Here is a 25,225-nt window from a genome sequence, read left to right on the forward strand (position 1 = left end):
GTTTATGCATTTTTAAATCCCAAGTTTCCATCAGCTACTTGGGATTTTTTTTGCCTGGAATTTGGCACAACAGCGTCGGCAAGGCCGTCGCGTCAGAGGCGGCGCAGGAAGGATTTGACGATGTGCCGCGTGGCGTCAGTGGTGTCCAACTCATCGAGAGCGTTGTAGGCGTACCACTGGCAGTCGACGATCTCGTTGCACGGCCGCGCCTCGTCGATGTTCACCACCGAGGCTTCAAACACATGGTGCAGGGTGTCGCGGGCCTTCAACTCCTGCAGGTACAGCAAGCCGTCCACGTTCAACCCGGTCTCTTCTTCCAGCTCGCGCTCTGCCGCGCCCACTGGGCGTTCACCGCGTTCGACCTTACCGCCCGGCAACGCCCATTTCGATCTTGCCTTGCGCACAAAGAGGATATGCCCCTCGTGTTCGCATATGACCGTGGCCCGTATTTTCATCATCTGTGCCTGTAACGAAATCTTTGTCATAAAAGTGTAATGCAATTGTCATGCTAAGTGGTTATGGCGCGCCAGGGTGTGTATGTGGATACTGCCCGATTGACATAAACGAACGAGGAGAGCAGATGAGCACCGTACGTTGGGGCATGATCGGCTGTGGCAGTGTCACTGAATTGAAGAGTGGACCCGCTTTCTACAAAGCGCCAGGCTCCGCCCTGGTGGCCGTGATGGGGCGGCGCGAGGACGCCGTGCGCGATTATGCGACACGCCATGGCATTGCCCGCTTCTATACCGACGCCCAGGCCCTGATCGACGACCCCGAGGTGGACGCGGTGTACATCGCCACGCCACCCGACAGCCACCTCGAGTACAGCTTGATGGTGGCAGCGGCAGGCAAGCATTGCTGCGTCGAAAAGCCCATGTCGTTGAACGCCGAACAGAGCGCATTGATGCAACGCACCTTCGAGCGCGCCGGGCTGCACCTGTTCGTCTCTTACTATCGGCGCTCATTGCCACGCTTCCAGCAAGTGCGCAGCTGGTTGCAGGAAGGCCGTATCGGCGAGCTACGCCACTTGACCTGGACTCTATGCAAGCCTGCGACACAGGCCGACACCAATCCCGCCAATTGGCGCACGGATCCGGCGATTGCCGGCGGCGGTTATTTTGCCGACCTGGCCAGCCATGGGTTCGACCTGTTCCAGTACCTGGCGGGAGATATCGTCGAAGTCTCGGGCTTTACCGCGCGGCAGGCCGGGCGTTACGCGGCGGAAGATGCAGTGACCGCCTGCTGGACCTTCGCCAGCGGTGCGCTGGGCATGGGCTGCTGGAACTTCGTGGCAGACCGCCGCGAAGACCGGGTCGAGCTGATCGGCAGTCATGGGCGCATCACGTTCTCGGTATTCGAAGACCAGCCGCTGCGTCTTGAAGGGGAGGTCGACGAGGTGCTGGAAGTGCCTTGTCATGCGCACATCCAATGGCACCACGTGCTTGCGATGAATGCCCATATCCGTGGGGAAGCCAAGCACCCTTCGCTGGCGATCGAGGCGCTGAAGACGGATCGAATCCTGGACAAGGTGCTACAACGTTACTCTCAACATCCCTAGCCGTCGCGATAGCGTGGTGATTCACTTTGTTTGAACGGATATCGCGATGAAATACTGGATGGTGGGATGGCTGCTGATCATCACCGGCGCAACGGCAGCGCCGCGCAGCCAAGGGCTGCCGGGGGACTTTGATTTCTATGTATTGTCGCTGTCATGGTCGCCGACGTTTTGCCTGACACACCCGAACAATGAACAGTGTTCGGGCAAAGGCTATGGGTTTGTCCTGCATGGCTTGTGGCCGCAGTACGCGCGAGGCGGGTGGCCGGCCTCCTGTGCCCCTGACGTGCAATTGACCAACGAGGAGATGCGCAAGGGCGCGACGCTGTTTCCCACCCGTGCGCTGCTCAAGCATGAATGGGCCAAGCACGGCACCTGCAGCGGGCTTGTGCCGCTGGAATACCTGGAGAAAACCGATACGGCACTGGGGGCGGTGGTCATTCCGCCACAACTGCAGCCGTTCAATACGCCGCCGTCATTAGCGGCCAGCGAGATCGAGGCGCTGTTTCGCGACAGTAACCCACGCATGGGCAATCATGGGATGGCCGTCGTCTGCAAAGGCAAAGTCCTGTCTGAAGTGCGGGTATGCCTGACCAAGGACCTGGCCTTCGCCGGTTGCCCGCGCAGCGTGAAAAGCCAGTGCCGCAGCGGCGATATCCGGATCCCCGCGCAGCGCTGAGCCTGGATGCCTCGCGCAGCTTGAGGGGCATTTTGTTCAATACCGAGTTCGCTCCAGCCTATACCGTGATGCCATCCCGTCTGGCATCACGAAAAGGAACCGCAATGAGCTTGATCATTTCCATGGCTGCGTTCGCCCTCGCCACTTCCATTACGCCAGGGCCGGTCAACGTGGTCGCCCTGAGCAGCGGCGCGCGCTTCGGGTTTGCCGCCAGCCAGAAGCACGTGTTCGGCGCTGCGCTCGGCTTCACGCTGCTGTTGATACTGATCGGCCTGGGCCTGCACGAGGTGCTGCTGCGCTGGCCGATCCTGACCCAACTGATCCAGTGGGGCGGGGTGGCCTTTTTGCTGTACATGGCCTGGAAGCTCGCCGTGGATAATGGCCAGTTGCAGGCCGATGGCGCCGCCACGGCGCCATCGATGGTGTACGGCGCGATCATGCAGTGGCTCAACCCCAAGGCCTGGCTGGCCTGCGTGGCGGGGATGGGACTGTTTGCGGCGGACGGCGATGCCGGGCAAGTCTGGTTGTTCGCCGGCCTCTACCTGGTGATCTGCTACCTGTCGGTGGCGTGCTGGGCCTATGCCGGAACGTTTCTGCGGCGCTACCTGCACAATCCCCAGGGTGTCAGGGTATTCAACCGCTCGATGGCCGCGTTGCTGGTGGCCAGTGTGGGTTATTTGCTGATGGCTTGAGTATTTCGCGGTATTGCCCGGGCGTGGCGGCGAAGTGCTGTTTGAACGCTCGCTGGAAATGCGCCTGGTCGGCAAACCCTGCGGCCAGCGCCACATCGGCGATCAGCGCGCCATTGCGCAGCTGGGTGCGGGCGAACTGGATACGGCAATTGACCAGAAAGGCATGGGGCGTGAGCCCGTAATACTGCTTGAAGGCACGAATCAGATAAGACGGCGACAACTCGGCCGCCTGGCAAATGTCCTCGAGCTTCAGGGCCTCGGTGCAGTGTTCACGGATGTAGTCGGCGGCCCGCTCCAACTTGTGATTGACCTCCCGTACCGGTGCGAGCGAAGGGTTCAGACGCTGCTGCACCTCGCTGAAGTAGCTCACCAGCGCGCTCTGTTTGTGCAGCAGTTCGGCCCGCTCATCCACCAACAGGCGGTACAGCGCCAGCAAGCCGTTGTACAACGACGGGTCCTGCGTATGGGGGGTGTTGAACGGGCGGTAACCCTGGTCGGTACTGAAGCCCAGTTGATGCTGCAGGTCGGTCAGCCAGGGCGTGTCGAGGTAGAGCATATGGTAGGACCAATGCTCGTTTTCGATAGGATTGCAGGCATGCACGTCGCCGGGGTTCATCAACACCACGGTGCCGGCGCTGATCTGGTAGGTCTGCGCGCCATGGTGGTAATAGCTGCGCCCGTGGGTGATTGCGCCGATGGAGAAATGTTCATGAGCATGCCGCGTATACGTCACCTTGCGCCCGTCGGCGATGGTGCGCGCCTCAATGAACGGCAAGCGCTCATCGCGCCAGAAGCGCGGCGAGTGCGAAGGATGAGCGCGAGTGTTCAACGACATGGCGAGGGCTCCTACGTTAAGCGGGCACCAGAAAGGCTGCTTCCAGCAATTGCCGAGTATAGGGGTGTTGTGGGTTGGCGAAAATCGCCCCGGCATCCCCTTGCTCCACTACCTGACCCTGCTTGACCACCATCAACTGGTGACTCAGCGCCTTGACCACCGCCAAGTCATGGCTGATGAACAGGTAGGTCAGGTTGTACTTGGCCTGCAAACCACGCAGCAGTTCCACCACCTGGCGTTGCACCGTACGGTCCAGCGCCGACGTCGGCTCATCCAGCAGGATCAGGCGCGGTTTGAGCACCAGGGCGCGGGCGATGGCGATGCGCTGGCGCTGGCCGCCGGAAAATTCGTGGGGGTAGCGATGCCGCGACTCCGGGTCCAGGCCGACTTCCTTGAGGGCGGCAATAATCGCCGCCTCCTGCTCGGCGGGCGTGCCCATTTTGTGGATGCGCAAGCCCTCGCCGACGATCTCGCTGACGCACATACGCGGGCTCAGGCTGCCGAAGGGGTCCTGGAACACCACCTGCATTTCCCGGCGCAGCGGGCGTACCTGTTGCTGGGTGAGGCGGTCGAGTTGCTGGCCTTCGAAGCGAATGCCGCCCTGGCTTGCGATCAAGCGCAGGATCGCCAGGCCCAGGGTGGACTTGCCCGAGCCGCTTTCGCCGACGATGCCCAGGGTTTGCCCCTGGGGCAGGCTGAAGTTGATGCCGTCCACGGCCTTGACGTAATCGACGGTGTTGCGCAAAAAGCCTTTCTTGATCGGGAACCAGACTTTCAGGTCGTCCACTTCCAGCAGCGGTGGCCCGGCGGCGTTGGTGGCCGGCCCGCCGCTGGGTTCCGCCGCCAGCAATTCCTGGGTGTAAGGGTGTTGCGGCGCCTGGAACAGCGCCTCGCAATCGGCCTGTTCGACGATGCAGCCCTGTTGCATCACGCACACCCGGTGTGCGATCCGGCGTACCAGGTTCAAGTCGTGGCTGATCAGCAACAACGCCATGCCCAGGCGCGCCTGCAGTTCCTTGAGCAGTTCCAGGATCTTCAATTGCACCGTCACGTCGAGGGCAGTGGTGGGCTCATCGGCGATCAGCAGTTCCGGCTCGTTGGCCAATGCCATGGCAATCATCACCCGCTGGCGCTGGCCGCCGGAGAGTTCGTGGGGCAATGCCTTGAGGCGTTTATGCGGCTCGGGGATGCCCACCAGCTCCAGCAGTTCCAGGGTGCGCCGGGTAGCGACCTTGCCGGTGAGGCCCTTGTGCAGGCCGAGCACTTCGTTGATCTGTTTTTCGATGCAGTGCAGCGGGTTCAGCGAGGTCATCGGCTCCTGGAAGATCATCGCGATGCGGTTACCGCGAATGTGCCGCAGGGTCTTTTCCTTGAGCGTCAGCAGGTCTTGCCCGGCGTAGTGGATGGTGCCGGACGGGTGCCGCGCCAACGGGTAGGGCAGCAGGCGCAGGATCGAATGGGCCGTCACCGATTTGCCCGAGCCGCTTTCGCCGACCAGGGCCAGGGTTTCGCCGCGCTTGATATCGAAACTGACGTTATTGACCACGCGATGGTGATGCTCGCCGGTGACGAACTCGACGCTGAGGTCGCGGATTTCGATCAGATTGTCCTGATTCATCTCATTTCCTCGGGTCGAAGGCGTCGCGAGCGGACTCGCCGATAAACACCAGCAGACTCAACATGATTGCCAGCACGGCAAACGCGCTCATGCCCAGCCACGGCGCCTGCAGGTTGGATTTGCCCTGAGCCACCAGTTCACCCAGTGACGGCGAGCCGGCCGGCAGGCCGAAGCCCAGGAAGTCCAGGGCGGTGAGGGTGCCGATGGCGCCGGTGAGAATGAATGGCATGAAGGTCATGGTCGAGACCATCGCATTGGGCAGGATATGGCGGAACATGATCGCGCCGTTCTGCATGCCCAGCGCACGGGCCGCGCGCACATACTCCAGGTTGCGCCCGCGCAGGAACTCGGCGCGCACCACGTCCACCAGGCTCATCCACGAGAACAGCAGCATGATGCCCAGCAGCCACCAGAAATTGGGCTGCACGAAGCTGGCGAGAATGATCAGCAGGTACAGCACCGGCAACCCGGACCAGATCTCCAGGAAACGTTGCCCGGCCAGGTCCACCCAACCGCCGTAAAAACCCTGCAGGGCGCCGGCGATCACGCCGATGATCGAGCTGAGCACGGTCAGCGTCAGCGCAAACAGCACCGACACGCGAAAACCGTAGATGACCCGCGCCAGTACATCGCGGCCCTGGTCATCGGTGCCCAGCAGGTTGACGCTGGACGGCGGCGCCGGGGCCGGCACTTTGAGGTCGTAGTTGATGCTCTGGTAGCTGAACGGGATCGGTGCCCATAAGGTCCAGGCGTCCTTGGCCTTGAGCAGTTCCTGGATATACGGGCTCTTGTAGTTGGCTTCCAGGGGAAACTCGCCGCCGAAGGTGGTCTCCGGATAGCGCTTGAGCGCCGGGAAGTACCAGTCACCGTCGAAGTGCACGGCCAGTGGTTTGTCGTTGGCGATCAACTCGGCGCCCAGGCTCAGCCCGAACAGGATCAGGAACAGCCACAGCGACCACCAGCCACGTTTGTTCGCCTTGAACCGCTCGAACCGGCGGCGATTGAGGGGGGACAGGTTCATCTCAATGCTCCCGGCTGGCGAAGTCGATACGCGGATCGACCAGGGTGTAGGTGAGGTCACCGATCAGTTTCACGATCAGTCCCAGCAGGGTGAAGATAAAGAGCGTGCCGAACACCACCGGATAGTCGCGGTTGATCGCCGCTTCAAAGCTCATCAGGCCGAGGCCGTCGAGGGAGAAGATCACTTCCACCAGCAAGGAACCGGTAAAGAAGATGCCGATGAAGGCCGAGGGAAAACCGGCGATCACCAGCAGCATCGCGTTGCGGAACACATGGCCGTAGAGCACGCGGTGGTTGGTCAGGCCCTTGGCCTTGGCGGTGACCACGTACTGTTTGTTGATCTCGTCGAGAAAGCTGTTCTTGGTCAGCAGGGTCATGGTGGCGAAGTTGCCGATCACCAGGGCGGTCACGGGCAGCGCCAGGTGCCAGAAGTAATCGAGCACCTTGCCACTCCAGCTCAATTCGTCGAAGTTATTGGAGGTCAGCCCGCGCAAGGGGAACCAGTCCAGGTAACTGCCGCCGGCAAACACCACGATCAACAGAATGGCGAACAGGAACGCCGGGATCGCATAGCCGACGATGATTGCCGAACTGGTCCACACATCGAAATGGCTGCCGTGGCGCGTAGCCTTGGCGATGCCCAGGGGGATCGACACCAGGTACATGATCAGGGTGCTCCATAGCCCGAGGGAAATGGACACCGGCATTTTTTCCTTGATCAGGTCGATGACCTTGGCATCACGGAAAAAACTGTCGCCGAAATCCAGCCGGGCATAGTTCTTGACCATGATCCACAGGCGTTCCGGCGCCGACTTGTCGAAGCCGTACATTTTCTCGATTTCCTTGATCAGCGCCGGGTCGAGCCCCTGGGCGCCGCGATAGCTGGAACCGGCCACCGCGACTTCGGCGCCGCCACCGGCGATGCGGCTGGTGGCGCCGTCAAAGCCTTCGAGCTTGGCGATCATCTGTTCCACCGGCCCGCCGGGGGCGGCCTGGATGATCACGAAGTTGATCAGCAGAATGCCGAACAGCGTGGGGATGATCAGCAACAGGCGACGAACAATATAGGCCAGCATTCAATCGCCTCCGCTCGCCGCTTCGGCGCTTTGTGTGGTGTCCAGGGGGATCGCCGGTTTGACGTCGGGTTTGGCCCACCAGGTGGCGGTGCCGACGTCATAGCGCGGCGAGACTTGCGGATGGCCCAGGTGGTCCCAATACGCCACACGGAAGGTCTTGATGTGCCAGTTGGGGATTACGTAGTAACCAAACTGCAGCACGCGGTCCAGCGCCCTGGCGTGGGCGATCAGGCTTTTGCGCGAGTCGGCGTCGATCAACTGCTCGACCAACTGGTCGACGGCCGGGTCTTTCAGGCCCATGTAATTACGGCTGCCGGGTTTGTCGGCGCTGGACGACTTCCAGAACTCACGCTGCTCATTACCTGGGGAGGTGGATTGCGGAAAGCTGCCCACCAGCATGTCGAAATCCCGCGAGCGCAGGCGGTTGATGAACTGCGACACGTCAACCCGGCGAATCACCAGGTCGATGCCCAGGTCGGCCAGGTTGCGCTTGAACGGCAGCAGGATGCGCTCGAATTCGGTCTGGGCCAGCAGGAATTCAATGGTGACCGGTTTGCCAGTGGTGTCGACCATCTTGTCGTCGACGATCTTCCAGCCGGCCTCTTGCAACAGCTGATACGCCTCGCGCTGCTGCGCACGGATCATGCCGCTACCGTCGGTTTTGGAAGGCTCGAAGGACTGGGTGAAGACTTCGGCAGGGATCTTGTCGCGCAGGGGCTCGAGAATCGCGAGCTCATCCGGGCCGGGTAAACCGGTGGCGGCCATTTCCGAGTTTTCGAAGTAACTGCGCGTGCGGGTATAGGCGCCATTGAACAACTGTTTGTTGCTCCATTCGAAATCCAGCAACAGGCTGATGGCCTTGCGCACCCGGACATCCTGAAACATCGGTTTGCGCGTATTGAACACGAAACCCTGCATACCGGTGGGGTTACCGTTGGGGATTTCTTCCTTGATCAAGCGGCCCTCGGCTACCGCCGGAATGTTGTAGGCGTTGGCCCAGTTTTTCGCGCTGAACTCCAGCCAATAATCGAACTGCCCGGCCTTCAGGGCTTCCAGGGACACGGTGCTGTCACGGTAATAATCGGTAATGCGGTTATCGAAATTGTAGAAACCCTTGGCGACCGGCAGGTCCTTGGCCCAGTAGTCCTTGACCCGCTCGTAGCGAATCATGCGCCCGGCCTTGACCTCAGCCACCTTGTACGGGCCACTGCCCAGCGGAATTTCCAGGTTGCCCTTGGAAAAATCCCGGCTGGCCCACCAATGCTTGGGCAGTACCGGCAACTGCCCGAGGATCAGTGGCAGCTCACGGTTGTTGGTGCGCTTGAATTTGAACAGCACCCGCAACGGGTCCTCGGCGACCACTTCATCCACGTCGGCGTAGTAAGTGCGGTAGAGCGGGGTGCCATCCTTGATCAGGGTCTGGAAGGTGAACACCACGTCTTCGGCGCGGATCGGGTGGCCATCATGGAAGCGCGCCTCGGGGCGCAGGTAAAAGCGCACCCAACTGTTGTCCGGCGCCTTTTCGATCTTGCCGGCCACCAGGCCGTATTCGGTGATGGGCTCGTCCAGGCTCTGCATGGCCAGCGTGTCGTAGATCAACGGCAGATTGTCTGCGGGCACGCCTTTGCTGATGTAGGGGTTGAGGCTGTCAAAGCCGCCCATGGCCGACTCACGGAAGGTGCCACCCTTGGGGGCGTCGGGGTTCACGTAATCGAAATGCTTGAAATCGGCGGGGTACTTGGGCGGCTCGTTATACAGCGTCAACGCATGTTGCGGGGCGGCCTGGGCCGCGCTGCACAGCAACAGGCTGGCGAATAGAGTACTGCGCAAAGACATCATTGGGCTTTCTCCGAAGCTTTCAGCCACCATGCGCTCAAGCCCAGGCTGTAGGGCGGCGTGGTGACAAAGGCGAACCGGTTGCGGTACGCCAGGCGATGATAGTTGAGGTACCAATTGGGAATGCTGTAGTGCTGCCACAGCAGCACCCGGTCCAGGGCGCGGCCGGCGGCCAGTTGTTCTTCGCGGGTCTGGGCCGCGAGCAGTTGTTCCAGCAGGTGGTCGACCACAGGGTTGGCGATGCCGGCGTAATTCTTGCTGCCCTTGATGGCAGCCTGGCTGGAATGGAAGTACTGCCACTGTTCCAGCCCTGGGCTGAGGGTCTGGTTGAGGGTGACCAGGATCATGTCGAAGTCGAACTGGTCGAGGCGCTGCTTGTACTGCGCACGGTCAACGGTGCGCAGGTGCGCGTCGATGCCGATACTGATCAGGTTCTCGACATAGGGCTGCAGGATGCGCTCCAGATTCGGGTTGACCAGCAGGATTTCCAGGCGCAGCGGTTGCCCGTCCTGGTTCAGCAAGCGTTGACCGGACAGTTTCCAGCCGGCCTCACCGAGCAGCGCCAGGGCGTGGCGCAGGGTCTCGCGGGGGATGCCGCGACCGTCGGTCTGCGGCAGGCTGAAGGCCTGGGTAAACAGCTTGGCCGGCAGTTGGTCGCGGTAGGGCGAGAGCATCAGCCACTCGTGACCGACCGGGACGCCGGTGGCGGAAAATTCGCTGTTGGGGTAGTAACTCAAGGCGCGTTTGTAGGCATTGCTGAACAGGGTGCGGTTGGTCCATTCGAAGTCGAACATCAACCCCAGGGCTTCGCGCACCTGGGTCTGGCTGAAGGCCGGGCGCCGGGTGTTGATGAACAGGCCCTGGCTCTGGGTGGGGATGCGGTGGGCGATCTGTGCCTTGATAACCTCGCCGCGGTTCACCGCCGGGAAGTGGTAGCCGGTGTCCCAGTTCTTGGCCTGGTGTTCGATATAAATGTCGAATTCGCCCGCCTTGAAAGCTTCAAAGGCGACGTCGCTGTCGCGGTAGAACTCCACCTCGACCTTGTTGTAGTTATACAAACCCTGGTTGACCGGCAGGTTCTTGCCCCAGTAATCCTTGACCCGTTCGAACACCAGCTGGCGGCCGGGGGTGACCTTGCTGATGCGGTACGGCCCGCTGCCCAGTGGCGGCTCGAAGGTGGTGGCTTTGAAGTCGCGGTTCTTCCAGTAATGCTGGGGCAGCACGGGCAACTCGCCCAGGCGCAGGATCAGCAGCGGGTTGCCGGCGCGCTTGAACACAAAACGAATGCGATGGCGATTGAGGATGTCGACCCGCGCCACTTCCTGCAGGTTGGTGCGGTATTGCGGGTGGCCTTCGGTCAACAGGGTTCGGTAGGAAAACGCCACGTCATCGGCAGTAATCGGTGCCCCATCGTGAAAACGCGCCTCGTGGCGCAGGTTGAACACAACCCAGCTGCGGTCCTCACTGTATTCCACCGATTGGGCAATCAGCCCGTAGCTGGACGTCGGCTCATCGCCGGAAGGAGCGTACTGGCCGGTGCCGACCATCAGCGGTTCGTTCAGCTCATTGACGCCGTACTGCAGGAAGTTACCAGTGGAAACCGGGCTGGTGCCCTTGAAGGTATAAGGGTTGAGGGTGTCGAACGTGCCAAAGGCCATCACCCGCAGTGTCCCGCCTTTCGGCGCTGCAGGGTTTACCCAATCGTAATGGGTGAATTTGGCCGGGTACTTGAGTGTGCCGAACTGCGCGTAACCGTGGCTCTCGGTAATCGTCGCGTTCGCAGCAAAGCTCAAGGTCAGACTTATTAGTAGAAGGAGGGAACGCTTCAAGTCAGAGATCCGATCCGGGCGGCTTGGGCTTTATGATCGGTACAGTAACAGCTTGTTCCGGATGGAAAAAGGCTGCTGAGAGCACTGAAGATCCAATGTGGGAGGGGGCTTGTCCCCGATAGCTTTGTGCCAGTCAGTACATAGGCTAACTGACCCACCGCTATCGGGAGCAAGCCCCCTCCCACATTAGGTTCCCCGGTGTTCTTCAGGCCTTTATCTTGGCCCGGAAACCACCAGCATCTGCCCAGGCTTCAGCGCCTGGCCGGTGCGTGGGTTCCAACGCTTGAGATGTTGCATCTCGACGTTGAAGCGCTTGGCGACCATGTACAGCGAGTCGCCTTTCTTGACCTTGTACTGCACCGGTTTGGTCGCGGCGGCTTTACGCGTGTCCTGCATCACCAGGGTCTGGCCGACTTTGAGCGCCTGGCCGTTGAGCTTGTTCCAGCGCTGCAGGTCATGCACATCGACCTTGTTGGCCTTGGCGATCAGCGTGAGGTTGTCGCCAGTGCGCACCTTGTAGCTGCGGGTACGCCCGGCCACCGCCTTGGTCTCGACTTCGTCGAACACCGGCTTTTTCGGGCGCATGCTCAACAATTCTTCCGGCTTCATCGTCGACAGGGTGCTGGTGAGCAGTTGCGCCTTGGAGGTAGGCACCAGCAAATGCTGGGGGCCGTCCAGGGTGGTGCGTTGTTTCAGGGCCGGGTTGAGCTGGAACAGCTCGTCTTCATCGATTTCCGCCAGCGCGGCGACCCGGGACAGGTCCATGCTTTGCTTGACTTCAACCACTTCGAAATACGGTGTGTTGGCAATCGGGTTGAGGTTGACGCCATACGCCTCGGGGGCCAGCACCACCTGGGACAACGCCAGGAATTTGGGCACGTAGTCCTTGGTTTCCTGGGGCAGCGGCAGGTTCCAGTAGTCCGTCGGCAGGCCGAGCTTCTCGTTGCGCTCGATGGCCCGGCTCACCGTGCCTTCACCGGCATTGTAGGCCGCCAGGGCCAGCAGCCAGTCGCCGTTGAACATGTCATGCAGACGCGTCAGGTAGTCCAGGGCGGCGGTGGTGGAGGCGGTGATATCGCGGCGGCCATCGTAGGCGCGGGTCTGGCGCAGGTTGAAGTAGCGCCCGGTGGACGGAATGAACTGCCACAAGCCGACCGCATCGCTGCGCGAATAGGCCATTGGGTTGTAGGCACTTTCAATCACCGGCAGCAGCGCCAGCTCCAGGGGCATGTTGCGTTCTTCAAGGCGCTCGACGATGTAGTGAATGTAGAGGCTGCCGCGTTCGCCGGCGTTTTCCAGGAAGGAGGGGTTGCTGGCGAACCACAGGCGTTGTTGCTCGATGCGCGGGTTGACCCCTACGCCGTCCTGCAATTGAAAGCCCCGACGCATGCGTTCCCAGACATCCTGGGGCACTTCGGGGCTGGGCTTCTCTGAGAGCCAAATAGGTTTTTGCTTGATCTTGGCAGCAAGATTGGGTTTGGGTTGCACGGTGGATTGTGCAGCGTAATGAGTCGATTGGCAGCCCGCCAGAGTTGCGGAAACGGCCACCGCCACGGCTTGAGCCAGGCGGGTCAATGCGTCTGAAGAAATGGATTTACGAATAGATGACGACATTGGCTGGAAGTAAGTTCCGGGCAAAAATGTCGGGCGATTCTAGAAAGCGCTTCGGTTCCGGTCAACCATTCAGAAATTACGTATCAGATTGCGTCCGCTTAGAACTTATCTTTCCAAGCCCTCAAGCTAGCAAACACCTCGGCCCCAGAGCGGTTGTCGCGTCCGTTCCGTTCGTCCGCTTTTTGTTTAACGGATGTTTCGGAGGTGCGTAGAAAAGGGTTAGTGCGTTTTTCCAGGGCCAGGTTGGAAGGCAGCGTCATCTCGCCACGGGCGCGCAATTGAGCGACTTGCGCGACCCGTGCAGCGATGTCGGCATTATCCGGTTCCACGGCTTGGGCAAATTTGAGGTTACTTTGTGTGTATTCGTGAGTGCAGTACACCAAGGTATCGGCAGGCAGGGCAGCCAGGCGTTCCAGGGACGCGTACATCTGTTGCGGCGTGCCTTCGAACAGGCGACCGCAACCGCCGGCAAACAGGGTGTCACCACACAGCAGCACGCCTTGATGGTAATAAGCGATGTGGCCGAGGGTGTGGCCGGGTACTGCATACACATCGAAATCCCAGCCGAGCACGGTGATGCGGTCGTTGTCCTGCAAGTCGACGTCCCGAGCCGGGATGTTTTCGTTCGCAGGGCCGTAGACGTTGGCGCCGGTGAGCTTTTTGAGTTGCTCGACACCGCCGACATGATCATGGTGATGGTGAGTGACCAGGATGTCGCTGAGTACCCAGGCCGGGTTCTGCTCAAGCCAGGCGATTACCGGCGCGGCATCACCGGGGTCGACCACGGCGCAACGGTGGGTTTGCTCATCCTGTAACAACCAGATGTAGTTATCGGTGAAGGCGGGCAGGGCACTGATCTGTATCATTCTTCGATTCGCCAAGCTGAACACATTGGTGCATCTTAGAACGTCTAGGCGAGTTGGAGAATGCAATGACTGATAAAGCGTTCGCCCAGGCCGATCCTGAGTGGCTGGCCCTGATCGGTGCAGCCCGCGAATGGTTGTCCGGGCCGCTTGGGCAATTTCTGCTGGATGAAGAGCGGCGCATGCTCGACGACGAGCTGGGTCGGTTCTTTGGTGGCTACCTGGTGCATTACGGCCCGTCGGCCGAAACGCCGCCGTGCGCACCGCAGGTACAACGCAATGTACGCCTGGGGGCGCCGTTGCCGGGTGTGGAAATCGTCTGCGAGGAGCAGGCCTGGCCGCTGAGCGAACACGCCGCCGATGTGGTGGTGTTGCAGCACGGCCTGGATTTTTGCCTGTCTCCCCACGGCTTGTTGCGCGAAGCCGCCAGCAGTGTGCGTCCCGGTGGCCATTTGCTGATTGTCGGCATCAACCCCTGGAGCAGTTGGGGCCTGCGCCACGCGTTTGCCCAGGACGGCCTGCGCCAGGCGCGCTGCATCGCGCCTTCATGGGTGGGCGACTGGCTGAACCTGCTGGGCTTCGCGCTGGAGAAACGCCGCTTCGGGTGCTATCGTCCGCCGCTTGCGTCCGCCAAATGGCAGGGGCGCCTCGCCGGCTGGGAACGCCGCGCAGGTGCCTGGCAACTGTCGGGTGGGGGCTTCTATTTATTAGTGGCGCGCAAGATCGCGGTCGGGCTGCGGCCGGTGCAGCAAGTGCGCCGCGAACCGCTCGCCAAGCTGGTGCCGATGCCACTGGCCAAGGTCAACCGCGAACAGCGCGAACCGTAAAACCTCTTTTGATTCAGGCTCAATAACCGATGACCGATAGCGTAGAACTCTTCACCGATGGCGCCTGCAAGGGCAACCCCGGCCCCGGCGGCTGGGGCGCATTGCTGGTGTGCAAGGGCGTGGAGAAGGAGTTGTGGGGCGGCGAAGCCAACACCACCAACAACCGCATGGAGCTGATGGGCGCCATTCGCGGTCTGGAAGAGCTCAAGCGGCGCTGCAACGTCCTGCTGGTGACCGATTCGCAATATGTGATGAAGGGCATCAACGAGTGGATGGTCAACTGGAAGAAGCGCGGCTGGAAAACGGCGTCCAAGGAACCGGTCAAGAATGCCGACTTGTGGCAATTGCTCGATGAGCAATGCAACCGGCATGACATCACCTGGAAATGGGTGCGTGGGCATATCGGTCATCCCGGCAATGAACGGGCTGACCAGCTCGCCAACAGGGGCGTGGATGAAGTGCGCGGCTACAAGCAGAGCTGAAGCTGGCTGACGTGTTAACATCGCGCCCTTTGACTCACCACATACCGTTGAGAGCTGAACCCTGATGGCCATCCGATCCGTTGTACTCGATACCGAAACCACCGGCATGCCGGTGACCGATGGTCACCGGATCATCGAAATCGGCTGTGTCGAACTGATGGGCCGCCGTCTGACCGGTCGTCACTTTCACGTCTACCTTCAACCGGACCGCGACAGTGACGAAGGCGCGATCGGCGTCCACGGCATCACCGACGAGTTCCTCAAGGGCAAGCCGCGCTTTGCCGAAGTGGCCGATGAGTTTTTCGAGTTCATCAACGGCGCCCAACTGATCATTCATAACGCGGCGTTCGACGTCGGCTTCATCAATAATGAATTTTCCCTGATGGGGCAGATGGATCGAGCGGATATTTCCCAGCACTGCTCGATCCTCGACACCTTGATGATGGCCCGCGAGCGTCACCCGGGCCAACGCAACAGCCTCGATGCCTTGTGCAAACGTTACGGCGTGGACAACTCCGGCCGTGAACTGCACGGCGCCTTGCTCGACTCCGAGATTCTGGCTGAGGTCTACCTGGCCATGACCGGTGGGCAGACCAGCCTGTCGCTGGCCGGTAATGCCTCCGATGGCAACGGTTCGGCAGAAGGCTCGGGCAATCGTCCCTCGGAGATTCGTCGCCTGCCGGCTGATCGCAGGCCTACAGCTATCATCCGTGCCAGCGAGCAGGACCTGGCCGAGCATGCCGCGCGCTTGGACGCGATCGCCAAGGCAGCCGGTGCGCCGGCGTTGTGGACTCAATTGGCCCAACAATGATCCTGGTTTGATGCAGAAAAAAAATGTGGGAGAGGGCAAGCCCTAATGCCGGTCAGTTAAGAAGTAGCAGGAGCGAGAACTAACTTGTGGCGAGGGAGCTTGCTCCCGCTGGGGCGCGAAGCGGCCCCAAACAATGGGACTGCTGCGCAGTCCAGCGGGAGCAAGCTCCCTCGCCACAGGTTCGGTGTCGCCTTAACTGGCTGGCATTAGGGCTTGCCCCCTCCCACAGGGTGCTCATGACATGGGCGTCAGACTTTGAACTGGCGCAAGAGCCCGTCAAGCTGCTCACTCAAGCCGCGCAATTGCGCGCTCGCCACGCTCGACTGTTCAGCCGCCAGCGCGGTGCTGTGGGATAAGCCGGCCGCCTGGGTGACGTTCTGGTTGATGTCTTCCACCACATGCGCCTGTTGCAGGGTGGCACTGGCAATCGAGGCGTTCAGCCCGTTGAGATTATGCAGCGCCTGGCCGATGGCACTGAGGCTTGCACCGGCCAGGCCGGCTTGTTCGATGGTCAGTTGCGAGGCGCTGTGGCTGTCGCTGATGACCTTGACCGCCGCTTCCGAATGGCCCTGCAGCCGCTCGATCATCGCCTGGATCTCAGCCGTGGATTTCTGCGTGCGCTGGGCCAGCAAGCGTACCTCATCGGCCACTACGGCAAACCCACGACCCTGCTCGCCGGCGCGTGCGGCCTCGATGGCGGCGTTGAGGGCGAGCAAATTGGTTTGGTCGGCAATTGAACGAATCACTTCCAGCACGCCGCCGATCTGGGTGCTCTCGCTGGACAGGGTTCGGATAACCTCCACGGCCTGGCTGATGGTGCTGGAGAGCTGGTCGATCTGCTGCAAACTGCCGTCGATGTTGACCTGGCCTTGTTGCGCCTGGGCTTGGGCGTCGCGCATTTCGCTGGCGGCGTGCTCGGCGTTCTTGGCCACGTCCTGCACGCCGTAGGTGACTTCATTGATCGCGGTGGCCACCAGTTCCATCTGTTGCGACTGCTGCTGGCTGCGGTCGTGGGCCTGGCTGGCGTTGTGGCCCAACTCGGTGGACGACTCGCCCAGGGCGTTGGCGCACACCTGCAATTGGCCGACCACCTGGCGCAATTTGGCGGTGAAGGTATTGAAGTGCTGGGACAGCTGGGTGACCTCGTCGCGCCCGTGGGTATCGAGGCTGCGGGTCAGGTCGCTTTCACCGCTGGCGATGTTGCCCATGGCATTCACCGCCGCCTGCAACGGTTGCAGGATGCTGCGCGCGATCAACAGCACCAGCAGGGCCATGATCAGCGCGATGCCCAGGCCGATGGCCGAGGCTTTCCACACCTGGACGGTGAACTCGGCCTGCACGTCGTCCACGTAGACGCCCGAGCCGATAATCCAGCCCCAGGGTGCGAACAACTGGATGTAGGAGGTTTTCTGCACCGGCGCATCGGCCCCCGGTTTCGGCCAGCGGTAATTGACGATGCCGGCGCCCTTGGCCTTGGCCAGGCTCACGAACTCGTTGAACACCGCAAACCCGTCCGGATCGCGGATCGCCGAGAGGTTCTGGCCGTCCAGCTTGGGATTGGCCGCGTGCATGATCATCACGGGGGTGAGATCGTTGATCCAGAAGTAATCGTCGTGGTCGTAACGCAGGCCGCGCACTGCGCTCAGGGCTTGCTGCTGCGCGGCTTCGCGGGTGAGCACCCCGGTTTTTTCCAGGTTCTGGTAGTAGCCCAACACGCCGCTGGCGGTTTGCACCACGTGCTGGGTCTGTTGACGCTTGGCCTGGTAGAGGTCGTCATGGATCTGTTTGAGCATCAACGCGCCCAAGGTCAGCAGCATCAGCACGGCGACTACCAGGATCAGCCAGAGGCGTCGGCTGATCGACATATTGCGCAAACTGTTCATCGTCCTGTCACTCCGTGCCTTTTATAATTGTGGGTGTTGCATCGACTTTTTCGGCTTGTCTGATAGGCTTTCGGCCCGTAATCGAAAAACCTGAGTACTGCCTGATTTTTCACGGAATTTTTGCAGTCCGGCATTGAGAATCGATGCCGGGCGCTGCAGCGCGCTCGTTGTCAGTGAACTTAAAAAACATAAGAGGCATGCCAGGCGCGTGACCTTTGGAGAAAGCATGGATTTTTGGACTGCCATACAGGCATTGATTCTTGGCGTGGTCGAGGGGCTGACGGAGTTCCTGCCGATCTCCAGCACCGGCCACCAGATCATCGTCGCCGACCTGATCAACTTCGGCGGCGAGCGTTTCGAGGCATTCAATATCATTATCCAGCTGGGCGCGATCCTGGCCGTGGTCTGGGAGTTTCGCCGCAAGATCCTCGATGTGGTCATCGGCTTGCCCACTCAGCGCAACGCCCAGCGCTTCACCGTAAACCTGATCATCGCCGTGTTGCCGGCGGTGGTGCTGGGGGTGATTTTCGCTGACCTGATCAAGCATTACCTGTTCAACCCGATCACCGTGGCCACGGCCCTGGTGGTGGGCGGCGTGGTCATGTTGTGGGCTGAACGTCGCCAACATGTCGTTCATGCCGAAACCGTGGACGACATCACCTGGAAAGACGCGCTCAAGGTCGGCGTCGCCCAGTGCCTGGCCATGATCCCAGGCACTTCGCGCTCCGGTGCGACGATTATCGGCGGCCTGCTGTTCGGCCTGTCGCGCAAGACCGCCACCGAGTTTTCGTTCTTCCTGGCCATGCCGACCATGGTCGGTGCAGCGCTGTACTCGGGCTACAAATACCGCGACCTGTTCCAGCCGGCGGACCTGCCGGTGTTCGCCATCGGCTTTGTCACCTCGTTCATCTTCGCGATGATCGCGGTCAAGGGCCTGCTCAAGTTTATCGCCAACCACAGCTACGCGGCCTTTGCCTGGTACCGGATTGCGTTTGGCCTGGTGATCCTGGCGACCTGGCAATTCGGCTGGATCGACTGGACCGCCGTCAAGCCATGAACATTCAGCATTCGCGCCTGAAGGCGTTGGTCCTGCTAGTGCTGTGCGCCGCGCCGCTGCTGGGTGCGGCGCTGCTGTGGCAGCGCGGCGAGACGGTCATCCCACTGGCGGCCTACGGGGTGGTCAGCGTGGTGGCGTTCTTTCTGTACTGGAGTGACAAGCGCAAGGCCCAGACCGAGGGCCGGCGCATCCCGGAAAACATCCTGCACGCCGTCGAGTTGGCGGGCGGTTGGCCGGGAGCGTTGATCGCCCAGCAGGTGTTCCGGCACAAGACGCGCAAGGTGTCTTACCAGGTGCTGTTCTGGGTGATCGTGCTGCTGCATCAAGTGTTCTGGCTGGACCAGCTGTTTCTCGGCGGCACGCTACTGTCGGTCCTATAGCAACAACCCCACCTGCGTGCGCTTGGGCAGCTTGCTTACCACCAATTGGTGGGAGCGCTGCAACAAACCACGCAGTTCCTCGGGCGCCAGCGGGTAGGGCGTGTTCATGATGATCCATTGCGCGCGTGCCAGGTACGGCGCCGGGTGGATGCCTGGGCGGTCGACGTGGCCGAGGAACAGTTCCTTGTCGACCTTGAACGCCAGCGAGTCGCCGCGCAGGTTCTGCAGCGCGAACATCTTGTTGCCGGCAATCGAGAACACCCGTACGCCGCCCCATTTGTAGTCCTCGCGTGCGCCCGGCAGGCTCAGGCAGAATTGCGCGACTTGCGCTTCGGTCATGCTCATAGCAGGCGATCTCCACAGCCTTTGAAACCTTCTTCCAGGTAGTCGATCCAGGCGCGAATGGCCGGCAGCACGCCGCGCCGGTGCGGGTACACGGCCTGCAGCCAGCCGCCGGGTAACGACCATTGCGGCAGCAACTGCACCAGTCGGCCGCTGGCCAGTTCCTCTTCGCAATACATCATCGGCAGCACCGTGAAGCCCACGCCCATGAGGGCGCTGGTCTTGCGTACGATAAAGTCTTCGATGCCCAGGCGCGCCTCCATGACCAGCTCGTGAGCGTTGCCCTGGGGGTCGATGATGCGCTGGTGCACCATGCGGTCCGCCTCGAGTGCGCCCATTATCGGTAATTGCCTGAGGTCGTCCAGGCTGTCGACCTGCCGATCACGCAGCAGTGCCGGGCTGGCCACCAGCACGGTGTGTGCCTGGCGCAGGCGTTTGGTGACCAGCAACGGGTCTTCGTCGCCCAGTTCGCGCACGCGCAAGGCTACGTCGATCCCTTCGCCCACCAGGTCGACGCGGCGGTTGACCAGGGTCATGTCCAGTTGCACCAGCGGGTGGGCGGCGAGAAAACCGGCCACCAGTTCCGGCAGGATCTGTTGGGCCAGGCCGACCGGGCAAGTGACCCGCAGACGCCCACGGGGCTCGGTGGACATGCTGGCCACGGCCTCATCGGCCATCTCCGCTTCCAGCAACATCGCCTGGCAGTGGCGCAGGTAGCGCTCGCCGACGGCGGTCAGGGTCAGTTGCCGGGTGGTGCGTTGCAGCAGGCGCGCGCCCAGGCGTTCCTCCAGCTCGGCAATGCGCCGCGACAGGCGCGATTTGGGAATTCCCAGCAGGCGGCCGGCGGCGGCGAAACCGCCGGCTTCGACGACTTTGGCGAAATAGTAGAGGTCGTTGAGGTCTTGCATGGTCAGCCTATTGTCCTGTCAGTGGGACAATCTATCGCATTCCAGATGGCTTATCGACTATTGGTTGGATGCGTAGCATCAACACCATCTGATCGCCCCTGTCGATCCCACCCTCGGAGATCCACCATGAAACTGTTGCATATCGATTCCAGCATCCTCGGCGACAACTCCGCTTCCCGTCAGCTCAGCGCCGGCGTGGTCAAGGCATGGCAGGCCGCCGAGCCGGGCGTGGAAGTGACTTACCGTGACCTCGCCAGCGAAAGTATCAACCATTTTTCCGGCGCCACCCTGGGTGCGTTGGGCACCGCTGCTGAACTGCGCGATGCTGCGCAAAAGCATGAGGCGCAACTGAGCGCATCGTCGCTGGCTGAATTTCTCGCCGCCGATGCCGTGGTGGTGGGCGCACCGATGTACAACTTCACCATCCCGACCCAGCTCAAAGCCTGGATCGACCGCATCGCGGTCGCCGGCCAGACCTTCCGCTACACCGAGGCCGGCCCTGAAGGCCTGTGCGGCAACAAGAAAGTCATCATCGTCTCCACCGCCGGCGGCCTGCATGCCGGCCAGGCGTCCGGTGCCGCCCATGAAGGCTACTTGAAGTTGCTGTTCGGCTTTCTCGGCATCACTGATATCGAAATCGTACGTGCTGAAGGCCTGGCCTACGGCGACGAAGTGCGCAGCAAAGCCTTGAGCGACGCCAACGTGCTGATCAGCGAGCACTTGTTCGCCGCTGCGTAAGGCTTGTGTAAATGTTCGTCGCGGCCGGTTTCAATCTGAAGCCGGCGTCTAAACTCTGTATTCTGTTCGCCTGAGCGCGAGCGGGGTACGGAGTTTTTGCATTTATGGCCCAGGTTATGCACGCTTGGGTTCACTACCCTGGAATTTTCATACGGCATGCCGGTTCTCACGCAGCAAAGGTGGACATCCCCATGATGCGTCTCTGTGCTGTTTTGGTTCTTTCCCTGTGCGGCGGCCTGCTTTCAGTGCACGCCGCGCCTGCGCCGCACCCCCATTGGAGTGTGGGCTTTCATCGCATGAGCGTCCTGGACCCGCTGGATTCGCAGCCGATGAAGGCCATTGCGTTCTACCCCTCCACCGACACCGAGCACACCACGACGTTGGGCGCCTACCATGTGGCTGCCGGCGAAGACGCCAAGGTTGCCATCGGCCGTTTCCCGATGCTGATGTTGTCCCACGGCAATACCGGCACGCCGCTGGCTCTGCATGACCTGGCCACTTCGCTGGCGCGCAAGGGCTTTGTGGTGGTGGCGGTGCTGCACCCCGGCGACAACTACAAGGATCACAGCCGCCTGGGCACCGTGAGCAATCTGTATGGCCGGCCGATCCAGATTTCCCAGGCAATCACCGCGACGCTGGACGACCCGATGCTGTCGCCCTTCGTCGACATCGACCAAGTGGGCGTGATCGGCTATTCGGCCGGCGGTGAAACCGCGCTGATCCTGGCGGGGGCCAAGCCGGATTTCGAGCGCCTGCGCCGCTATTGCCAGCAGCGCCCGGAGGACCGTGACGCCTGCACCACCAAAGGCGAACTGGTGGTCGACCGTGACGACTTGCAGCCCCAGGCCGACCCGCGCATCCATGCGCTGATGCTGATGGCGCCGCTGAGCCTGATGTTTGGTCGCCACACCCTGGCTGACGTGCACGTACCGGTGCTGCTCTACAGTGGCGATGGCGACAAATTGGTGGCCGTGGACAAGAACGCCGCCGCCCTGGCGCGCAAACTGCCGGAGCCGCCGGACTTCAAACTGTTGGCCGGGGCAGGGCACTTCGTGTTCATGGCGCCGTGCGACAGCGACCAATTGGCGACGATGCCGGCCATCTGCACCGATGCCGACGGTGTCGACCGTGAGGGCATCCATCGCGATCTGGTCTCCGAGGCCGGGCGCTTTTTCAGTCACACCCTCGGCGAGGCCACCCGTGCCGGGTTACAGACGGCCGATCAGTAAGCGCGACGCTTGAGCAGCACGGTCAGTGCCAGCGCCGTGACTGACAGCAGCGCCGCGCAGAAGAAGATCCAGCCATAGCCGAGGTTCAGCGCCACCGCGCCCATCAACGGGCCGGCAATCGCCAGGGCCAGGTCGAAAAACACCGCATACGCACTCAGCCCGGCGCCACGGCTACTGTCTGGCACGCGCTTGATGGCCTCGACCCCGAGCGCCGGGTACACCAGTGACAAGCCGATGCCGGTCAACCCCGCGCCAATCAGCGCCACGCCGGTCGACGGCGCCAGCCACAACAGCGTAAGGCCCAGAGTCTCGATGAGCATGCAGGCGATGGCGGCGGTGAAACCGCCCACGCGGCTGATGGCAGAAATGAACACCAGGCGCGACGCGATAAAACACACGCCAAATACCGTCAGGCAGTACGCTGCGCCGGTCCAGCCGCGATTGAGGTAGTACAAGGTGATAAAGGTGGTCAGCGTGCCGTAGCCAATCGAGGCCAGGCAAAGGCTGGCGCCAAACGGTGCGATACGTCCGAACACCGCCCAGAACGGCAGGCGCTCGCCACGCACCACTGGCACCGAGGGTTTGTTGCGGATCAGCATCAGGCCCAGCGCGGCCAGCCCCGTCAGCGCCAGGCCCAGGCTGGCGAAGCCATAGTCGGCGACCATCACCACCCCCAGCGGCGCGCCAATGGCGATGGCGCCGTAGGAAGCGATGCCGTTCCAGGAAATCGACCGGGCCGTGTGTTCGGTGCCGACCGCGCCCATGCACCAACTGATGGTGCCCACGCCAATCAAGCCCTGGGCCACGCCCAGCAACAGCCGACCGGCGATCAGGATGGTCAGGCTCAGCGCTGGCAGACCCTCCAGCAGCACCGCGATAAACGTCAGCACGCCACTGATCAGGATGCCGGCCAGGCCCAGCACAATGGCGCGCTTGGTGCCAACGTTGTCCGACATGCGCCCAGCCATCGGCCGGCTGAGCAAGGTGGCCAGGTATTGCGAACCAATGGTGACCCCGGCCACCACGGCGCTGTAGCCCAGGTGTTCGTGCACATAGCCTGGAATTACTGCAATCGGCAGGCCGATGCAGATGAAGGCAATGAAGGTGTAGAAGACGATGGAGACGATCTGCAGGGTGATCGACAGGGAGGAGGGGGCGGCAGGCATGTGAACTCGTTCGCTGGCGGGCGGTGCGGTCATGATGCCACTGCGCTGTCTAATGTGGGAGGGGGCTTGCTCCCGATAGCGGTGGCTCAGCCCACTCATAGGTGACTGATACACCGCCATCGGGGGCAAGCCCCCTCCCACATTTGAACCTGTTTGCCCCGGCAGCTATGCGCTGTTCTTAGAACACCACGCCCTGGCTACGCAGGTAATCGTCATAGGTGCCGCTGAAGTCGATCACGCCGTCTGCGCTCAACTCGATGATGCGGGTAGCCAGGGACGATACGAACTCACGGTCGTGGCTGACGAAGATCAGCGTGCCCGGGTAGTTCTCCAGCGCCAGGTTCAGCGCTTCGATAGATTCCATGTCCAAGTGGTTGGTCGGTTCGTCCATGATCAGCACGTTCGGCTTTTGCAGGATCAGCTTGCCGAACAGCATGCGGCCTTGTTCACCACCGGAGATCACTTTTACCGACTTCTGGATTTCGTCGTTGGAGAACAGCATGCGGCCCAATGTGCCACGAATCATCTGCTCGCCCTGGGTCCACTGGCCCATCCAGTCGAACAGGGTGAGGTCGTCTTCGAAGTCATGGGCATGGTCCTGGGCGTAGTAGCCCAGTTCCGCGGCGTCGGTCCACTTGATGCTGCCGGCGTCCGGGGTCAGTTCGTTGACCAGGGTGCGCAGCAGGGTGGTCTTGCCGATGCCGTTCGGGCCGATGATCGCCACGCGCTCGCCGGCTTCAACCTGGAAGCTGAAGTCTTTGAACAACGGTTTGCCGTCAAAACCTTTGGCCATCTTCTCGACCATGACCGCCTGGCGGTGCAGCTTTTTGTTCTGTTCGAAACGGATGAACGGGCTCACACGGCTCGAAGGCTTGACCTCGGCCAGTTGGATCTTGTCGATCGCCTTGGCGCGGGAAGTGGCCTGCTTGGCTTTCGAGGCGTTGGCCGAGAAGCGGCTGACGAAGGACTGCAGTTCGGAGATCTGCGCCTTCTTCTTGGCGTTGTCCGACAGCAGTTGCTCGCGGGACTGGGTCGCCACGGTCATGTACTCGTCGTAGTTGCCCGGGAACAGGCGCAGCTCGCCGTAGTCCAGGTCAGCCATGTGGGTGCACACGCTGTTCAGGAAGTGACGGTCGTGAGAGATGATGATCATCAGGCTGGAGCGCTGGGTCAGGATGTTTTCCAGCCAGCGAATAGTGTTGATGTCCAAGTGGTTGGTCGGTTCGTCGAGCAACAGCACTTCCGGGTCGGAGAACAGCGCCTGGGCGAGCAATACTCGCAGTTTCCAGCCGGGCGACACTTCGCTCATCGGGCCGAAATGCTGTTCCAGGGGAATCCCCAGGCCCAGCAGCAGCTCACCGGCGCGGGATTCGGCGGTGTAGCCGTCCATCTCGGCGAACTCGGTTTCCAGCTCGGCCACGGCCATGCCATCTTCTTCGCTCATTTCCGGCAGCGAGTAGATGCGGTCGCGTTCGGCCTTGACCTTCCACAGCTCTTCGTGGCCCATGATCACGGTGTCGAGCACGGTGAATTCTTCGTAGGCGAACTGGTCCTGGCGCAGCTTGCCCAGGCGCACGTTCGGCTCGAGCATGACCTGGCCGCCGGACGGTTCAAGGTCGCCGCCGAGGATTTTCATGAAGGTCGACTTGCCGCAACCGTTGGCACCGATCAAACCATAGCGGTTGCCGGCGCCGAACTTGACCGAGACGTTCTCGAAGAGCGGCTTGGCGCCGAACTGCATGGTGATGTTAGCTGTGGAGATCAATTACTTTACCTATCAATAGC

General features: G+C 61.5%; 24 protein-coding genes and 1 pseudogene. 11 read left to right on the forward strand and 14 right to left on the reverse strand.

What is annotated here, in order from left to right; genetic code table 11:
- Positions 1–92 precede the first annotated feature (92 nt).
- Positions 93–455: an NUDIX hydrolase gene (locus C4J87_RS11770; RefSeq protein WP_124365144.1), complete on the reverse strand. Its 363-nt coding sequence runs from the start codon at positions 453–455 to the stop codon at positions 93–95.
- Between the two features lie 125 nt (positions 456–580).
- Between C4J87_RS11770 and C4J87_RS11775 the strand changes: the two genes are divergently transcribed.
- The 3 genes from C4J87_RS11775 to C4J87_RS11785 all read left to right on the forward strand — a co-directional run bounded on the left by C4J87_RS11775 (position 581) and on the right by C4J87_RS11785 (position 2,926).
- The gene (locus C4J87_RS11775; RefSeq protein ID WP_124366914.1) at positions 581–1,558 is read left to right on the forward strand and encodes a Gfo/Idh/MocA family protein; all 978 of its coding nucleotides are present in this window, start codon (positions 581–583) and stop codon (positions 1,556–1,558) included.
- 46 nt (positions 1,559–1,604) lie between these two features.
- Positions 1,605–2,234, forward strand: coding sequence for a ribonuclease T2 (locus C4J87_RS11780; RefSeq protein ID WP_124366915.1), 630 nt, complete (start codon positions 1,605–1,607; stop codon positions 2,232–2,234).
- A 104-nt stretch (positions 2,235–2,338) separates the two neighbouring features.
- Positions 2,339–2,926 carry a LysE family translocator gene (locus C4J87_RS11785; protein WP_124366916.1) on the forward strand — a complete coding sequence of 196 codons (588 nt, stop codon included), beginning with the start codon at positions 2,339–2,341 and terminating at the stop codon, positions 2,924–2,926.
- On the opposite strand, the gene C4J87_RS11790 is transcribed toward C4J87_RS11785, so the two are convergent.
- From C4J87_RS11790 to gloB, 8 genes are all read right to left on the reverse strand, one after another.
- Positions 2,868–3,761, reverse strand: a complete 894-nt coding sequence (locus tag C4J87_RS11790; RefSeq protein WP_124366917.1) for an AraC family transcriptional regulator — start codon at positions 3,759–3,761, stop codon at positions 2,868–2,870. The genes C4J87_RS11785 and C4J87_RS11790 overlap by 59 nt on opposite strands.
- A gap of 16 nt (positions 3,762–3,777) precedes the next feature.
- Entirely contained in the window at positions 3,778–5,379 is a 1,602-nt protein-coding gene (locus C4J87_RS11795) for an ABC transporter ATP-binding protein (RefSeq protein WP_124366918.1), read from the reverse strand.
- A 1-nt stretch (position 5,380) separates the two neighbouring features.
- Positions 5,381–6,400: an ABC transporter permease gene (locus C4J87_RS11800; protein WP_124362721.1), complete on the reverse strand. Its 1,020-nt coding sequence runs from the start codon at positions 6,398–6,400 to the stop codon at positions 5,381–5,383.
- Position 6,401: 1 nt separating this feature from the next.
- Positions 6,402–7,475: a microcin C ABC transporter permease YejB gene (locus C4J87_RS11805; protein ID WP_124366919.1), complete on the reverse strand. Its 1,074-nt coding sequence runs from the start codon at positions 7,473–7,475 to the stop codon at positions 6,402–6,404.
- Entirely contained in the window at positions 7,476–9,314 is a 1,839-nt protein-coding gene (locus C4J87_RS11810) for an extracellular solute-binding protein (RefSeq protein ID WP_124366920.1), read from the reverse strand. It abuts the gene before it with no gap.
- Entirely contained in the window at positions 9,311–11,140 is a 1,830-nt protein-coding gene (locus C4J87_RS11815) for an extracellular solute-binding protein (RefSeq protein ID WP_124366921.1), read from the reverse strand. The genes C4J87_RS11810 and C4J87_RS11815 overlap by 4 nt, the downstream gene beginning before the upstream one ends.
- A gap of 213 nt (positions 11,141–11,353) precedes the next feature.
- A complete protein-coding gene (locus tag C4J87_RS11820) occupies positions 11,354–12,754 on the reverse strand; it encodes a transglycosylase SLT domain-containing protein (RefSeq protein ID WP_124362725.1) in 1,401 nt (466 codons plus the stop codon).
- Positions 12,755–12,852: 98 nt separating this feature from the next.
- The gene (gene gloB, locus C4J87_RS11825; RefSeq protein ID WP_124366922.1) at positions 12,853–13,620 is read right to left on the reverse strand and encodes a hydroxyacylglutathione hydrolase; all 768 of its coding nucleotides are present in this window, start codon (positions 13,618–13,620) and stop codon (positions 12,853–12,855) included.
- A 65-nt stretch (positions 13,621–13,685) separates the two neighbouring features.
- Here gloB and C4J87_RS11830 point away from each other — a divergent pair, with 65 nt between their 5' ends.
- From C4J87_RS11830 to C4J87_RS26650, 4 genes and pseudogenes are all read left to right on the forward strand, one after another.
- A complete protein-coding gene (locus tag C4J87_RS11830) occupies positions 13,686–14,444 on the forward strand; it encodes a class I SAM-dependent methyltransferase (RefSeq protein WP_124366923.1) in 759 nt (252 codons plus the stop codon).
- 29 nt (positions 14,445–14,473) lie between these two features.
- On the forward strand, positions 14,474–14,926 hold the full coding sequence (gene rnhA, locus C4J87_RS11835; protein ID WP_057725161.1) for a ribonuclease HI: 453 nt from the start codon (positions 14,474–14,476) through the stop codon (positions 14,924–14,926).
- Positions 14,927–14,996: 70 nt separating this feature from the next.
- Positions 14,997–15,737, forward strand: coding sequence for a DNA polymerase III subunit epsilon (dnaQ, locus tag C4J87_RS11840; protein WP_164487683.1), 741 nt, complete (start codon positions 14,997–14,999; stop codon positions 15,735–15,737).
- Between the two features lie 84 nt (positions 15,738–15,821).
- A pseudogene (locus tag C4J87_RS26650) lies at positions 15,822–15,917 on the forward strand (N-acetyltransferase); the annotation flags it as partial.
- Between the two features lie 68 nt (positions 15,918–15,985).
- Here C4J87_RS26650 and C4J87_RS11845 read toward each other — a convergent pair.
- Positions 15,986–17,620 (reverse strand): methyl-accepting chemotaxis protein, encoded by a 1,635-nt coding sequence (locus C4J87_RS11845; RefSeq protein WP_124366925.1) that lies wholly within the window; start codon positions 17,618–17,620, stop codon positions 15,986–15,988.
- A 226-nt stretch (positions 17,621–17,846) separates the two neighbouring features.
- Here C4J87_RS11845 and C4J87_RS11850 point away from each other — a divergent pair, with 226 nt between their 5' ends.
- Both C4J87_RS11850 and C4J87_RS11855 read left to right on the forward strand, forming a co-directional pair.
- Positions 17,847–18,677 (forward strand): undecaprenyl-diphosphate phosphatase, encoded by an 831-nt coding sequence (locus tag C4J87_RS11850; RefSeq protein ID WP_124366926.1) that lies wholly within the window; start codon positions 17,847–17,849, stop codon positions 18,675–18,677.
- Entirely contained in the window at positions 18,674–19,057 is a 384-nt protein-coding gene (locus C4J87_RS11855; RefSeq protein ID WP_124366927.1) for a DUF1294 domain-containing protein, read from the forward strand. The genes C4J87_RS11850 and C4J87_RS11855 overlap by 4 nt, the downstream gene beginning before the upstream one ends.
- Here C4J87_RS11855 and C4J87_RS11860 read toward each other — a convergent pair.
- Both C4J87_RS11860 and C4J87_RS11865 read right to left on the reverse strand, forming a co-directional pair.
- Complete coding sequence (locus C4J87_RS11860) at positions 19,052–19,402, reverse strand: MmcQ/YjbR family DNA-binding protein (RefSeq protein ID WP_124362732.1); 351 nt, start codon at positions 19,400–19,402, stop codon at positions 19,052–19,054. The two genes, C4J87_RS11855 and C4J87_RS11860, sit on opposite strands and share 6 nt — an antisense overlap.
- On the reverse strand, positions 19,399–20,307 hold the full coding sequence (locus C4J87_RS11865) for a LysR substrate-binding domain-containing protein (protein ID WP_124362733.1): 909 nt from the start codon (positions 20,305–20,307) through the stop codon (positions 19,399–19,401). The genes C4J87_RS11860 and C4J87_RS11865 overlap by 4 nt, the downstream gene beginning before the upstream one ends.
- A gap of 126 nt (positions 20,308–20,433) precedes the next feature.
- Between C4J87_RS11865 and C4J87_RS11870 the strand changes: the two genes are divergently transcribed.
- Positions 20,434–21,045, forward strand: coding sequence for an FMN-dependent NADH-azoreductase (locus C4J87_RS11870; RefSeq protein ID WP_124366928.1), 612 nt, complete (start codon positions 20,434–20,436; stop codon positions 21,043–21,045).
- A gap of 191 nt (positions 21,046–21,236) precedes the next feature.
- A complete protein-coding gene (locus C4J87_RS11875) occupies positions 21,237–22,274 on the forward strand; it encodes a dienelactone hydrolase (protein ID WP_124366929.1) in 1,038 nt (345 codons plus the stop codon).
- Here C4J87_RS11875 and C4J87_RS11880 read toward each other — a convergent pair.
- Together C4J87_RS11880 and C4J87_RS11885 are read right to left on the reverse strand one after the other, a co-directional pair.
- The gene (locus tag C4J87_RS11880; RefSeq protein ID WP_124366930.1) at positions 22,268–23,440 is read right to left on the reverse strand and encodes an MFS transporter; all 1,173 of its coding nucleotides are present in this window, start codon (positions 23,438–23,440) and stop codon (positions 22,268–22,270) included. The genes C4J87_RS11875 and C4J87_RS11880 overlap by 7 nt on opposite strands.
- A 178-nt stretch (positions 23,441–23,618) precedes the next feature.
- Positions 23,619–25,205, reverse strand: a complete 1,587-nt coding sequence (locus C4J87_RS11885; protein ID WP_124362737.1) for an ABC-F family ATPase — start codon at positions 25,203–25,205, stop codon at positions 23,619–23,621.
- Positions 25,206–25,225: the final 20 nt, after the last annotated feature.

This window comes from Pseudomonas sp. R1-43-08 (assembly GCF_003852255.1).
Lineage (GTDB): Bacteria > Pseudomonadota > Gammaproteobacteria > Pseudomonadales > Pseudomonadaceae > Aquipseudomonas.

Excerpts from the sequence above, each read along its gene's own strand:
- C4J87_RS11770 (WP_124365144.1), bottom strand. The coding sequence starts at position 455 with ATGAAAATACGGGCCACGGTCATATGCGAACACGAGGGGCATATCCTC.
- C4J87_RS11775 (WP_124366914.1), top strand. The coding sequence starts at position 581 with ATGAGCACCGTACGTTGGGGCATGATCGGCTGTGGCAGTGTCACTGAA.
- C4J87_RS11780 (WP_124366915.1), top strand. The coding sequence starts at position 1,605 with ATGAAATACTGGATGGTGGGATGGCTGCTGATCATCACCGGCGCAACG.
- C4J87_RS11785 (WP_124366916.1), top strand. The coding sequence starts at position 2,339 with ATGAGCTTGATCATTTCCATGGCTGCGTTCGCCCTCGCCACTTCCATT.
- C4J87_RS11790 (WP_124366917.1), bottom strand. The coding sequence starts at position 3,761 with ATGTCGTTGAACACTCGCGCTCATCCTTCGCACTCGCCGCGCTTCTGG.
- C4J87_RS11795 (WP_124366918.1), bottom strand. The coding sequence starts at position 5,379 with ATGAATCAGGACAATCTGATCGAAATCCGCGACCTCAGCGTCGAGTTC.
- C4J87_RS11800 (WP_124362721.1), bottom strand. The coding sequence starts at position 6,400 with ATGAACCTGTCCCCCCTCAATCGCCGCCGGTTCGAGCGGTTCAAGGCG.
- C4J87_RS11805 (WP_124366919.1), bottom strand. The coding sequence starts at position 7,475 with ATGCTGGCCTATATTGTTCGTCGCCTGTTGCTGATCATCCCCACGCTG.
- C4J87_RS11810 (WP_124366920.1), bottom strand. The coding sequence starts at position 9,314 with ATGATGTCTTTGCGCAGTACTCTATTCGCCAGCCTGTTGCTGTGCAGC.
- C4J87_RS11820 (WP_124362725.1), bottom strand. The coding sequence starts at position 12,754 with ATGTCGTCATCTATTCGTAAATCCATTTCTTCAGACGCATTGACCCGC.
- gloB (WP_124366922.1), bottom strand. The coding sequence starts at position 13,620 with ATGATACAGATCAGTGCCCTGCCCGCCTTCACCGATAACTACATCTGG.
- C4J87_RS11830 (WP_124366923.1), top strand. The coding sequence starts at position 13,686 with ATGACTGATAAAGCGTTCGCCCAGGCCGATCCTGAGTGGCTGGCCCTG.
- rnhA (WP_057725161.1), top strand. The coding sequence starts at position 14,474 with ATGACCGATAGCGTAGAACTCTTCACCGATGGCGCCTGCAAGGGCAAC.
- C4J87_RS11845 (WP_124366925.1), bottom strand. The coding sequence starts at position 17,620 with ATGAACAGTTTGCGCAATATGTCGATCAGCCGACGCCTCTGGCTGATC.
- C4J87_RS11850 (WP_124366926.1), top strand. The coding sequence starts at position 17,847 with ATGGATTTTTGGACTGCCATACAGGCATTGATTCTTGGCGTGGTCGAG.
- C4J87_RS11855 (WP_124366927.1), top strand. The coding sequence starts at position 18,674 with ATGAACATTCAGCATTCGCGCCTGAAGGCGTTGGTCCTGCTAGTGCTG.
- C4J87_RS11860 (WP_124362732.1), bottom strand. The coding sequence starts at position 19,402 with ATGAGCATGACCGAAGCGCAAGTCGCGCAATTCTGCCTGAGCCTGCCG.
- C4J87_RS11865 (WP_124362733.1), bottom strand. The coding sequence starts at position 20,307 with ATGCAAGACCTCAACGACCTCTACTATTTCGCCAAAGTCGTCGAAGCC.
- C4J87_RS11870 (WP_124366928.1), top strand. The coding sequence starts at position 20,434 with ATGAAACTGTTGCATATCGATTCCAGCATCCTCGGCGACAACTCCGCT.
- C4J87_RS11875 (WP_124366929.1), top strand. The coding sequence starts at position 21,237 with ATGATGCGTCTCTGTGCTGTTTTGGTTCTTTCCCTGTGCGGCGGCCTG.
- C4J87_RS11880 (WP_124366930.1), bottom strand. The coding sequence starts at position 23,440 with ATGCCTGCCGCCCCCTCCTCCCTGTCGATCACCCTGCAGATCGTCTCC.